Origin of the sequence: Lawsonibacter hominis (assembly GCF_014287895.1) — a bacterium.
Taxonomy (GTDB): Bacteria; Bacillota; Clostridia; order Oscillospirales; family Oscillospiraceae; genus Lawsonibacter_A; species Lawsonibacter_A hominis.
In genome coordinates this window covers 257608-270171 of record NZ_JACOPP010000001.1, presented here as the reverse complement: position 1 = coordinate 270171, position 12564 = coordinate 257608, and the positions used below count along the sequence as shown (strand labels likewise).

Annotated in this window: 10 protein-coding genes; 9 read left to right on the top strand and 1 reads right to left on the bottom strand. The window is 59.6% G+C overall.

Translation table 11 applies throughout. From position 1 onward, the window contains the following. Window positions 1-58 precede the first annotated feature (58 nt). The 3 genes from H8S57_RS01315 to H8S57_RS01305 are packed head-to-tail and all read left to right on the top strand — an operon-like array spanning window position 59 to window position 4702. The gene (locus H8S57_RS01315; RefSeq protein WP_186906264.1) at window positions 59-2443 is read left to right on the top strand and encodes a glycyl radical protein; all 2385 of its coding nucleotides are present in this window, start codon (window positions 59-61) and stop codon (window positions 2441-2443) included. Between the two features lie 25 nt (window positions 2444-2468). Continuing rightward, on the top strand, window positions 2469-3383 hold the full coding sequence (locus H8S57_RS01310; protein ID WP_186906263.1) for a glycyl-radical enzyme activating protein: 915 nt from the start codon (window positions 2469-2471) through the stop codon (window positions 3381-3383). 14 nt (window positions 3384-3397) lie between these two features. Next, window positions 3398-4702: an MFS transporter gene (locus tag H8S57_RS01305; RefSeq protein WP_186906262.1), complete on the top strand. Its 1305-nt coding sequence runs from the start codon at window positions 3398-3400 to the stop codon at window positions 4700-4702. Window positions 4703-4759: 57 nt separating this feature from the next. On the opposite strand, the gene H8S57_RS01300 is transcribed toward H8S57_RS01305, so the two are convergent. Continuing rightward, window positions 4760-5335 carry a TetR/AcrR family transcriptional regulator gene (locus tag H8S57_RS01300; RefSeq protein WP_207723645.1) on the bottom strand — a complete coding sequence of 192 codons (576 nt, stop codon included), beginning with the start codon at window positions 5333-5335 and terminating at the stop codon, window positions 4760-4762. Between the two features lie 229 nt (window positions 5336-5564). Here H8S57_RS01300 and H8S57_RS01295 point away from each other — a divergent pair, with 229 nt between their 5' ends. From H8S57_RS01295 to H8S57_RS01270, 6 genes are all read left to right on the top strand, one after another. Beyond that, entirely contained in the window at window positions 5565-7928 is a 2364-nt protein-coding gene (locus tag H8S57_RS01295) for a glycyl radical protein (RefSeq protein WP_186906260.1), read from the top strand. Between the two features lie 88 nt (window positions 7929-8016). Next, window positions 8017-9210 (top strand): ABC transporter substrate-binding protein, encoded by a 1194-nt coding sequence (locus H8S57_RS01290; RefSeq protein ID WP_186906259.1) that lies wholly within the window; start codon window positions 8017-8019, stop codon window positions 9208-9210. 45 nt (window positions 9211-9255) lie between these two features. Next, window positions 9256-10149 (top strand): branched-chain amino acid ABC transporter permease, encoded by an 894-nt coding sequence (locus tag H8S57_RS01285; protein WP_186906258.1) that lies wholly within the window; start codon window positions 9256-9258, stop codon window positions 10147-10149. Then, window positions 10149-11063: a branched-chain amino acid ABC transporter permease gene (locus H8S57_RS01280; RefSeq protein WP_186906257.1), complete on the top strand. Its 915-nt coding sequence runs from the start codon at window positions 10149-10151 to the stop codon at window positions 11061-11063. Before H8S57_RS01285 ends, H8S57_RS01280 begins: the two co-directional genes overlap by 1 nt. Then, window positions 11050-11802: an ABC transporter ATP-binding protein gene (locus tag H8S57_RS01275; protein ID WP_186906256.1), complete on the top strand. Its 753-nt coding sequence runs from the start codon at window positions 11050-11052 to the stop codon at window positions 11800-11802. The genes H8S57_RS01280 and H8S57_RS01275 overlap by 14 nt, the downstream gene beginning before the upstream one ends. A gap of 5 nt (window positions 11803-11807) precedes the next feature. Beyond that, a complete protein-coding gene (locus tag H8S57_RS01270) occupies window positions 11808-12521 on the top strand; it encodes an ABC transporter ATP-binding protein (RefSeq protein WP_207723644.1) in 714 nt (237 codons plus the stop codon). The last annotated feature ends 43 nt before the right edge of the window (window positions 12522-12564 follow it).

Genomic DNA, 12564 nt, shown 5'->3' with positions numbered 1-12564 from the left:
GCGCGCCTGAGAGAACAACATTCGGCGCATGCCAACCAATGGCAAAAGGAGAATCACTATGAACGTAATACTTTCCCCATCCCGCCTGGAACGGATCGAGATGCTGCGGCAGAACATGCTGGTGGAGCCCCAGGTCTGTGTGGAAAAGGCTTTGTATACCACCGAATCCTTCCGCAGTACCGAGGGCGCGCCCATCGAGTACCGCCGGGCCAGGGCGCTGGACCATGTGCTTACTCACCTGACGGTGGGCATCGGCCCGGGCGAGCTCTTTGTGGGCCGGCCCACCGGAAAGGTTCGCGGCGGCCCCCTGAGTCCCGAAGTAAACTCCACCTGGTACACCAAGGAGATGGATACCTTCCACACCCGGGAACAGGAGAACTATGCCGAAGTGCCTGAGGCGGACAAACAGATCATTCGCGACTGCTGCGCGTACTGGCACGGCAAGTCCCTGTTCGACCACTGGCAGGCGGCGGTGCCCGACGATATGAAGTTTGCCAACGGCCCCATCATCGGCGGCGGCGGCTTCTGCCTGAACACCCAATACTACGGCCACATTTCAACGGACTTTGGCAAAATGCTGGAGAAGGGCGTGCTGGGCCTGTATGAGGAGATCGACAAGACCATCCAGAGCCTGGGCACGTTCGGCGACGTGGAGAACTTCACCAAGGAGCAGTATCTGCGCGCCATGAGGATCTCCCTGGGCGCAGTGGTGAAATTTGCCCACCGCTATGCCGATTTGGCCGAGCAGATGGCATCCGGAGAGGCCGACGCCCAGCGAAAGGCCGAGTTGGAGCGGATCGCCGAGACCTGCCGCTGGGTGCCCGAGCACCCGCCCCGCACGCTGTACGAGGCTATTCAGTCCACGTGGTTCACCTATGTGGCCCTGAACAACGAGGCATGGGGCGCCGGCCCGTCGCTGTCCCGGGTGGACCAATACCTGTACCCCTTCTACCAGGCCGACAAGGCGGCCGGACGGATCACCGACGAAGATGCGCTGGAGTATCTGGCCTGCTTTCTCATCAAACAGAACGGCCAATTCACCGTCTATTCCACCCCGGCGGCCAAAATCTACGGCGGTTTGTGCTGCCGTCTGGGCAACACCATCGGCGGCCTGAAGCCCGACGGCACCACCGCCGTGAATGAGCTGTCCTATCTGATGCTGGAGGCCGCCCGCTTTGGCCTAACCGAGGACATCATGGTCCTCACCGGCCAGGATACCCCACAGGATTTCCTGGTCGAGGCGGTGGAGACGGCCAAGATCCTCCGTGGAAAGATGAAGTTCATCGGTCACGACGTGCTGGTCCGGCAGATGCTGCACGACGGCCGGCCCCTTGAGATCGCCCGCGGGTGCGCCATCACCGGCTGCAATTCCCCCTCGGTGCCGGGCTGGTCCCTGGACCTGCCCGGCGGCATGATCAACCTGCCGCTGATCTTTGACCTGGCGCTCCACGACGGCTATTCTCCCCGGCTGGGCAGGCAGATGGGGCCCCATACCGGAGATGCCCGCACCTTCACCTGCTTCAAGCAGGTCTACGACGCCTTCAAGGAGCAGTTCCGTTTCTTCGTGCCCTATATGCACCTCTATAAAAACATGGATAAAAAGATGTTTGCCGATTATTCCCCCTGTCCTCTCCAGTCTGCTATGATGCAGGGCTGCATTGAGAAGGCCACCGACATCACCCGGGGCGCTATGTATCCCTACATGTCCTACTCCATGTCCCTTTCCGGCGCGCCCAACATCGGCGACAGCCTGTGCACCATCAAAAAGCTGATCTTTGAGGACGGAACGTATACCATGGCGCAGCTCATGGACGCGCTGGACCGCAACTTCGAGGGCGACGAAGCAATGCTTCACCAGATCCAGCGCCTGCCGAAGTTCGGCAACGACGAGCCCTATGTGGACCAGCTGGTGGACGATGTGCTGGCCTTTACCAGCGGTGAGATCGAGAAGATCCCCGGCTTCTATGGGGCCAAGTCCACCTGTGCCGCCGCCACCATTACCGGCAATATCCCTATGGGTGCGGACGTGGGCGCCCTGCCCGACGGCCGCCTGGCGGGCGAGCCCATTGCCGAGGGCGGCATCTCCCCCCACCAGGGCCGCAATACCAGCGGCATCACCGCTACCATGGCCTCAGTAGCCAAGCTGGATCCCATGAACTTCCGCCACGGCTCGGTGCTCAATATCCGCATCGACCCCGACGCGGTGAAAGACCGCAGCAAGCTGGAAAAGCTGGCGATGCTGGTGCGCAGCTTCCACGCCATGGGCGGCTATCTGGTGCAGTTCAATATCGTCAGCACCGACACCCTGCGCCAGGCACAGAAACATCCCGAGCAGTATAAGGACCTGCTGGTACGGGTCTCCACCTATTCCGCCTACTTCGTGGAGTTGAGCGAGCAGCTCCAGAACGACATCATCGCCCGGCTGAGCTTTGGCTCGGTATGATCAGCCGGGGAGGGAGAGATGACTGATGAGCGAGACAGCCAGAGGATTGATCTTCAACAAGGTACAGGGCTCTTTTGTCGACGGGTGGGGCATCCGTACCACCATTTTTCTGAAGGGCTGCCCTCTGACGTGCAAATGGTGCTGTAATCCCGAGGGGCAGTCCTTTGCACCGGTTTTAAAGGTGACCTGCGACAAATGCGACGGCTGCGGCCGGTGTGAGAGCCTCTGTCCCCAAAAGGCGCTGACAGTGCGGGATGGGATCGTGGTCGTGGACCGAAGAGCCTGCGACGTATGCGGCCAGTGCGCCGATTTCTGCTGGACCGGGGCGCTGGAGCCTTTCGGGCGATACTACACCGTGGATGAGATGTTTCAGTTCCTCCAGCGGGACGCGGCCTTTTACACGTCCTCCGGCGGCGGCGTCACGATCGGCGGCGGCGAAGCGACCTGGCACCCCGGTTTCGTCCTGCCGCTGATGGAGAAGCTACATGCCGCGGGTATCCACGTGGCCATCGATACCTGCGGCTACGTGGATACGCCCGAGGGGCTGCAGGTGCTGAAGAACGCAGACCTGCTGCTGTTCGACATCAAGGGCATGGACCCGGCGCGCCATCTGGAGAATACCGGCGTATCCAACGAATTGATCTGGCGCAATCTACGCATGCTGGGGGACATGGGCAAAGACATCATCATCCGCATGCCCATCATTCCCGGCTATACCGACGATGACGGGGAGATCCGCCAAGCGGCGGAGGAGCTGTCCAAGATCCGCTCCATCCGGCGGGTGGATATCCTGCCCGTACATCAGTTCGGGCGGGTGAAGTACGACCAGATCGGCATGGAGTACACGGTGGACCCGACGCTGACCATCCCGGAGGAGCGCCAGCAGGCCATCAAAGCCCTGTTTGAGGACTACGGCTTCAAGACACAAATCGGGGGATAAGGAGACAGGAGATCGTGAGGAAATCAGGGAGCCTGGCAAAGGATACACGGAGCAATTTTGGCCTGACCCACTGGCTGGTCATCCTGCTGCTGATGGCCTTCGGCTATTTTGCAAATGGAAGTATGAACGACGGCCTGAATACCTATGTGGGCCTGTTCACCGGGCGCTACGGCTGGACCTCGGCCCAACTGCTCACCTATTCCACCTACGCGGGCTGGGCATCCATCCTGGTCATCATCGCCTATACCCAGTTTGCCCGGCGCAGGGGGGCGCGCATGACCGCTATCGTGGCTATGACCGTGGCCGCTGCGGGCATGTTCCTATGGGCGCGGGTGACCACCCAGGCCATGTACTTTGTATCGGTCCTGCTTCTGGTCTCCTCCTCCAGCGCGATCATGGTCATCCGGGATACCACGCTGAACAACTGGTTTCCCACCAAAAAGGGCCTGGCCCTGGGGTGGGCTACCATGGGCCCGCTGATCGGCACCGCCACCATCCTGCCGCTCATTAACTGGGCGGGGGAGACGTTCGGCTTCACCGGCCACTTCGACGTGATCGCCGTCGGCTTTGTGACGCTGCTGCTCCTCTCCATCTTCTGGTTTCGGGATAACCCGGAGGACAAGGGCTGTTTCCCAGACAACGACCGCACGATGACCCGGGAAAAGGCGCTGGAGCTCCACCGGCGCGGCCTGCGCTACAGTGCCACCAGCCCCTGGACCACCGCAAGGCTGCTGCGCACCCGGCAGGTCTGGCAGATCGGCGTGGGCGTGGGCGGGCTGAACATGCTCATTGGAAATGCGGTTATGAGCCAGCTTATCCCCACCATCATGTCTTACGGGTTTGACAAAAAGCAGGCGTTGCTGATGATGAGCATACTGGCGCTCTGTGCTGTGCCGCTGAGCTATCTGTTCGGCCTGCTGGACGCCAAATTCGGCACCCGGATTACCGTCATCTGCTTTTTCGCCTGGTCCTTTCTGGCTCTTTTGTTCATGGTGCTGCCCGGTCGCTGGACGGTATACGTATCGGTCTTCATGATCGGCGGCTATATCGGCGGCTCCGGCAACATTATGGGAGCAATGACCACTACCGTGTTCGGCCGTTATGATTTTTCACGGGCCTTCTCGGTGATCTATCCCATGTGCGTGGCGGTGCGCTCCTGTGCCTATACGCTCGTCGGTACTTTGAGCACTGCAACAGGTGGCTATTTTGTCCCCTATCTGGTGCTGATGAGCGTGGCGGTGCTGGGCATGCTCAACGCCGTCTGTATGGATGACCGGCTGATCGGCCGCAACTATATCTCAGACAAAGAGTCGGATTGACAAAAAGGCCGGCGGCGGCACATGCCGCCGCCGGTCCTGTCTGATTTGGGATAGGAATTAAGCAGAGATTCCGCATAATTCGATGCCGATATAGAGGTTCATGCGCTGTAACAGATCATAGCCGCCCGCATGCAGGCACCAGTCATAAATGACTCCTTTGGCCCCTACGAACAGGTGCGTGGTAAGCTCACGGGGGGAAAATTGTTCTGTAATTTCACCAGAGGATTGCCCGGCCTGTATTAAGCGTGTAATCTCCAGAACAGAGGGATCGTCGGGAGCGTCGCCGAGGGCGCAGAAGCTGGGATTGAGCCAGGCCTGCAGTACGCCAAGGTCGATTTCCTGATGGCATTGTGCAAAAAAAAGCAGGAATTGGCGCAAGTCTTCCCGCGCAGAACCGCCGGATGGATGAGCGCGGACATAGCTGCTGACTTTTCCCGTGATCTCAGACATGACAATCTCAAATACTGCGCCCTTGGAACTGAAATGGTGGTAAAACCCTCCGACGGAAACATCTGCTTTCTTGCAGATGTCCTCAATCGTTACGTTGTGATAGCCCTTTTTCTGAAACAGAGACAAAGCTGCTTTTGCAATTTTTTGTTTGGAACGGTTGGCCTGTTTCTGGCGATCTGACATTGCTTTTCTAGGCATTTCGCATGCGCCCCTTCCTTGGCTAAGTAAGAATGTTTATTTATTGATCGTTTTTATTAAGCTAGCATGTTTTTGGAACCTTGTCAATAAAAAGCGAGAAACTGTTGCAATTCAATGGGTTTACAAATCGGATTGACAAAGAAGCATGATTGTGATAGCATAAATTTACAGAGCAAATTCGGCGAATATATTTTGTCATTCTGGAGGAGTAAAAATGAGTCTGACACCGCGCACGGCAACCATGAGGGCCAAAATGGTGACGACCCCGGCAATCTGTGTGGAACGACTGAAGTACATGACGCAATCCTACCGTGAGACGGAGTGCGAGCCGGAACTGATCCGCAGGGCCAAGGCACTGGCGTGCATCTTGGCGCATATGAGTATTCGAATCGACGAAGGAGAACTCTTTGTCGGAAACTTTACAAGTAAGGTGCGGGGCGGAGCGGTTTTGCCGGAGATCAAGGGACAATGGCTTCTGGATGAGCGGGATACCCTCACGACCCGCCCGTTTGACCGTTACGCCCCGCTGTCAGAGGAAGAATGGGCGGTGCTGGAAGAGGCTCTGCCGTACTGGCGGGATAAGGAACTTTGCGCCAGGCATATGGCACGGCTGCCGGAATACGCGCTGAAGGTAAACTATAAACTGACTGCAACTGCCGGATTTTGTGAAAACGGACACCATTGGGCCCACTGTGCCGTGGATTTTGTCAAGCTGCTGACCTGTGGGGCGAAGGGAGTGTTGGAAGAAGCGGAGGAGCAGCTGCATGGAATCGATTGTGCGCAGATGGGACAACTGGAGCGATACCACTTCTTCCGTGCGGTCCAGATTGCGTTAAACGCCATGATCGCCTATGCAGAGCGGTATGCTGTGCTGGCAGAGCAGAAGGCAGCGCACGAAGAAAATCCGCAGCGCAGGCAAGAACTGCTGGAGATTGCACGCAATTGCCGGTATGTCCCCGCCAATCCGGCCCGCACCTTCCGAGAGGCCCTTCAGTCCATGTGGATATTGTATGTCTGTCTCACCCAGGAGGGGTGGGGGGCAGGCATGACCCTGGGGCGGCTGGATCAGCTGCTCTATCCCTACTACAAACGTGATCTCGAAGCCGGCATTCTGACCCGGGACGAAGCGAAGGAACTGCTGACGCTGCTCTTGATCCAGATGAACGGCGCGGTGAACCTGCAAAGCTATGTAGTGGCCGACGGCAAGGGTGGACATCCCATTATGCAGGGGATTACCATCGGCGGGGTCACTCCCGATGGCCGGGATGCGGTCAATGATGTGACCTATCTGTTGCTGGAGGCTGAGCGGGATGTAGGACTGAGTTCGGAGGACCTGGTGGTGCGCATCAACCGGCTCAATCCGGAACGGTATGTGGTCAAGGCTGTGGAGGTGGCACGGCATCTCCATGGAAAGCTCAAATTTGTCAGTGACGATACCAGTATACAATCCATGCTTTGCCTGGGCGCCACCATTGAACAGGCGCGGGACTACATCTCCACCGGCTGTCACAATCCGACCATTCCGGCGGTGGCACGCACGCATGGCGGCGGTATGCTTAATTATGGCCTGATCACCGAACTGGCGCTGAACGACGGCCGCTCCCGGCTGACCGGCGAGCAATTGGGCCCCCACACAGGGGATCCCCGGAACTTCCGCTGCTTCGGCGAGGTGCTGGATGCATATAAAGCTCAGGTAGCGCATGCGTTGGAAGTTGCTTTTACCTTTCAGCACAGTGACCTGGAGATGATGAGCCATGTGCCCTGCCCGCTGCAGTCCGCATTTTTCAACAGCTGTATGGAAACGGGGAAAGACGTCTATAACGGCGGCTGCGCGCCCCATGTCATTTTACAGATGCCCATTGCCGGAGCGGCGAATGTGGGCGATTCCCTCGCGGCGGTCAAAAAGGTGGTCTTTGATGAAAAGAAGATCACCATGGAGCAGCTGATCAATGCGCTGGACGCAGATTTTGAGGGATATGAAGAGATCCAGCATCTGCTGGAACGGGCGCCTAAGTTCGGGAATGACGACGACTATGTTGATTTCCTTCTCAAGGATGTGCTCCGCTACAGCTGCGACTATGTAAAGGACCGCAGGAGCTTCGGCGGCGCACATTTCGGGACCACGATCCTCACGCTGACAGCCAATGTCATGTTTGGACGCAATGTGGGAGCCCTGCCTGATGGACGAAAGGCGGGACAGCCCTTGGCCGAGGGTGGAATTTCCCCCTACCAGGGACGAAATGTCAGCGGACTTACTGCCACGCTCAAATCGGTGGCCAAGCTGGACCAGGTCAAGCTGACCAACGGCTCCATCCTGAATGTACGTGTCTCTTCGGATTCGGTGGCCACGGAGGATAAGCTGCACAAGCTGGCGATGATGGTCCGTACCTATTGCGAGAGCGGGGGAAACCTGGTCCAGTTCAACTTTACCAGCAACGAGGTGCTGCGGGCGGCACAGCAGCGGCCTGAAGACTATCGGGATCTGCTGGTCCGGGTGGCGACCTATTCCGCCTTCTTTGTGGAGCTTGGGCCTGAGACGCAGGACGACATCATCCGGCGCAACGAGTTTTCCGTCTGAGCCTGCTCACAGCGGCCGTTTGCCAAGCCTGCTGAACCGAGATGGACAGGAGCAAAGAACCTTGATTTTGAATTGGGAGGAATATCTCATGAAAAGGACTACCTCTGTTCTGGGGCTTGCCCTGGCGGCCGCCCTGCTTTTGCCGGCATGCACCGGCGGGACGGGGACCGGTGTCAGTGCCGGGACCGAGCTGCCCAGCGTGGATGCCGACGGAAACCAGATCATCAACGTGGCCTATGAGCTGCCCCTGTCCGGCGGGGCGGGCGGCTGGGACGGTGCGTTGATGAGCGCCGGTATCCAGATCGGCCTGGACCGGATCCGGGACGATCTGGCCGCAATCGGCGTGGCTGTCAATCCCATCATCAACGACCATGAGTCCTCCAGCGACACCGCCTCGGTCAACGTGGTTAAGGACATCGAAATGTACCGCTGTCCGGTGATCTTTGGAACCTACACCGGCCCGCTGGCCACTATGGCACCGGTCTGCGCGGAGAACCAGGTGCTGCTCATCAACAGCCGGGCCCCCGGCGACAACCTGGTGGGACTGAGCGACTGGCTGTACAACACCTATCCCAGCTATGCCGCCTGCAGCGCCGCCATGGCCGACTGCCTTTACAATGACGAGGGCTACCGCAGCCTGGGGATCATCAGCGATGCGGGAAGTACCTCTAAGAGCCAGCACGACAGCTTCCTGGCCGCCTGGACGGCGGTGGGCGGCACGGTGGCTGCCGACGTGGAGGTGGCCGCCGACGCCACGGATTATCTGTCCGTCTGTGCCCAGATTGTCCAGTCCGGGGCCGAGGTCGTTCTTATGGCCAACGGCGACGACAGTCTGACCCGCCGGGTGATTACACAGTTTATCCAGTTGGGTGCGGGGGAGATGGGCTATATCTGCCTGGCTTCCGGCGATACCGGTTACGGTGCGGAATTTCAGGTCCCGTGCTATACATCGCAGGTTCGGGTCTATTCCGACCAGGAGATCATTGATACGTACTGCAGCGACTATGCCTATCAGGATTACGAGTGGGAGGCGGCCTCCACCTACGTAGGCACTATGGTCAACGGGGCGCTGCTGCTCAAGCAGGCGATCGGTTACTGCCACGCCAACGGCCTGGACTATACCGGAGCCAACCTCAAACAGGCGCTGGACACCATCGGGACATTTGAGATCATGGGCGGTACCATCACCTTCCTGGAGGGGCATACCGTGGAATCCCCCATCGATATCTATCGCGGTGTGGGGAGCGATATCCAGGTGATCCGCTCTTACTACGAGGAATGACCGGACCTGGGGTCTGAGAGACGGGAAACAGTTGGAGGAAACGCTATGAACCTTGCATTGGCGCCGCAGTACCTGATCAATGGACTGCTGGCGGGCATCATCTATGCGACCTATACCACCGGCTATTCGCTGGTATTGACCACTTCGCGCTTTATGCACGTGTGCCATGGGGGCATCTTGTCCATCAGCGGCCTGCTCATGTGGTACCTGTGCGCTTCCGTTGGAGTGCCCATGCTCCCGTCCGCCCTGGCGGCGGCAGGCACCGGGGTCGTGGTGGGCCTGTTTCTGGAGATCGCCATTTACCGCAGGCTGCGGCGGCGGGGACTGCCCTTCCTGCTGACCATGATCGTATCTCTGGGCTGTATGACGGTGCTGCAGAATGCCTTGGCGATGCTCTTCGGCACCAATACAAAGTATCTGGGCAGTGAGATCATGCTCCCATCCGTTTTTCTGGGCGGCTATGTCATCCCGGGCTGGCAGGCGGTGGGCTTCCTCATCACCGCTGCGCTGCTGTTGGGGCTTTCGCTGCTGATGAAGCGCACCCGCATCGGCAATGAGATCCAGTCGGTGGCGTCCAACCAGCAGATGGCGCGGCTCATTGGCATCGACCTGGACAAGGTCCATGTGGTCACTATGATCCTGGCGTCCCTTCTGGCGGCCTGGGTGGGGGTTATCGAGGTCATCACCCACGGCATCAGCTGCTACGGCGGAACGCCCTTCATGCTGGTGGGCATCGTCATCCGGGCGCTGGGCGGAGCCCGCAGTACCCGGGGACTGATCGTTTCCGGACTCATTTACGGCACGGTGGAGAATCTGGCGCTGCTCTTCGTGCCCTCCCGCTGGGCCTCTCCGCTGGCCTTCGGCATCTTCGTGGTGGCGGTGCTCATCCGCTCCAATCCCACCCGCAATGCGTTGGAACGGCTGGGAGGTGGCCTTTAATGTATTATTTTTACAGTCTGGCGGCTATGATCGGGATTTACAGCATCCTTACCCTGTCCACCAACCTGCTCATCGGTTACGGGGGCATCGTCAGCATGTCCCAGGCCTCCATCTTCGGCATCGCGGCCTATACCGTGGCCATCCTTACCCTCCACGGCGTGAACTGGTGGCTCTCCCTGCTGCCCGCCATCCTGCTGACCATTCTGGCCAATATTCTGCTGACCATCCCCTCTCTGCGGGCCAACGGTTTTTGCTATATGGTCATTACCTTCGCTTTTTCCAAGTTCATGACCACGGGGTTCTCCAGCTGGGAGCTGACCGGCGGCAGCTACGGCCTGTACGGCATTCCGCGGGCGTCCATCTTCGGCATTTCGATTACTAACGGCCTGCGCCAGATGGTCTTCGTCTGGTGCATCCTGGCCGTTTGTTTTCTGGTGGCCCGCCGTCTGATCCGCTCCCCCTATGGGCAGCTGGTGGAGGCGGTGCGTCAGGAGCCGGCCGCAGTGGCGGCTGTGGGCAAAAGCCCCCTGCGGATCAAAGTAGTCAACTCCGCCGTCAGCGGGGTGTTCGCCGCCGTGGCGGGCGGACTCTACGTCCAGTATATTACCTACATCGAGGCGGCCAACTTCAACCAGGACGCCTCCTTCAATCTGACGGTCTATGTGTTCCTGGGCGGCGCAGCCACGCTGCTGGGGTCCATCGCGGGCCCCGTGTTCATGCTGCTTATCCCTCAGCTCATCTCTCTGCTGCCCATTCCGCCCTCTATGACCGGGCCGCTGCAGCAGCTGATCTACGGCTTGCTGCTGGTGTGCTTTATGCTGTTCCGGCCCGACGGGCTGGTCCGCAAGGGCGCTGGCGGCGGAAGCGGGAACATGCGTTTGCCTGGAAGGAGAAGAAGCCATGCCGATGCTTGAAGTGAAGGGACTGGTCAAGCGCTTTGGGGGAAACGTGGCCGTGGATCACGCCTGCTTCACGGTGGAGGAAAAAGGCGTCACCTGCCTGATCGGCCCCAACGGCTCAGGCAAGACCACCATCTTCAACCTGCTGACCAATATGCTGCCCGCCGATGAGGGCAGCGCCCTCTATCGGGGCGGCGAACTGATCGGAAAATCCGCCAGCGCCGTTGTGAAACGGGGCGTGGTACGTACCTTTCAGGATTTAAAACTCTTCGGGGAGTTTACCGTGCTTCAGAACGTGCTGATCGCCATCCGGGGACGGTACGGCGAATCGGTGTGGCAGGGATTGCGCTACTCGCCCGGCGCCGCCGGAGCCAAGGCGGACGCCGGGCAGGCCATGGAGGCCCTGCGGGTGGTTGGCCTGGAGGCGCAGGCCGGCCAGCAGGTGCGCAGTCTGCCCTACGGGGAGCAGAAACTGGTCTCCCTGGCCCGGCTGTACGCTGCTAAGGCCGACCTGCTGCTGCTGGACGAGCCGGCCTCGGGCATGGACCGGGAGGGCTACCGGCTGCTGGACGGCGTGATTGCACGGCTGCTCGATATGGGCAAGACCATACTGTTGGTGGAACATAACATGGAATTTGTTCAGGCCGTCGCCCGTAAGGTCGTCTTTCTGCATCGCGGTCAGGTCCTGGCGCAAGGTACCATGGAAGAGATCCGCAGCGACAAACAGCTGACCGAGATCTATTTCGGATATTGAGGGGGGTGCTGGCATTGCTGGAGATCGAAGCGCTGAGCGTCTCTTATGGAAAGCGGGAGGTCCTCTCCCGGGTGTCCCTTTCGGTGAAGGAGGGAGAAGTGCTGGCCGTGCTGGGCCACAACGGCGCGGGTAAGACCACGCTGCTCAAGAGCGTGGTGAGTCTGGTGCGGGCCGAGAGCGGTGGAATCCACCTGGACGGCACACAGTTGTGCAACACGTCGCCGCGTACGGCCGCTGAGGCGGGAGTACGCCTGCTCCCATCGGAATTTCGGGGCATCTTCAGTTCACGCACGGTGCTGGATAACCTGAAAATTGCGATGCCCGCCCGGATGGGGCGGGACAAGGCACGGCAGGAACAGGAGATCGCCTATTGCCTGGAGATATTTCCGGACTTGCGTCAAAAGCTGAAGCAGCCCGCCGGAAGTCTGTCCGGCGGGCAGCAGCAGATGGTGGCCATGGCGGTGGCGCTGATGGGTCGGCCGCGGGTACTGCTGCTGGACGAGCCCTCCATCGGCCTGTCGCCCAATCTGGTGCAGCGGCTGCTGGATGAGGTACGCCGTCTGTCGGACAGCCAGGGCCTGGCGGCTATCCTGGTGGAACAGAACGCCAACGTGGCGCTGCGCATCGCGGATCGGGTAGCCGCCCTTCGCACCGGGACCATCATCCGCGAGGCGCCGGCCGGCCAGGTCACGCAGGAGCAGCTTTGGGACCTGTTCTGAGCGGAGGGCCGGTAAATGAATTTGGGGGGAGAAAAGCGGCGCT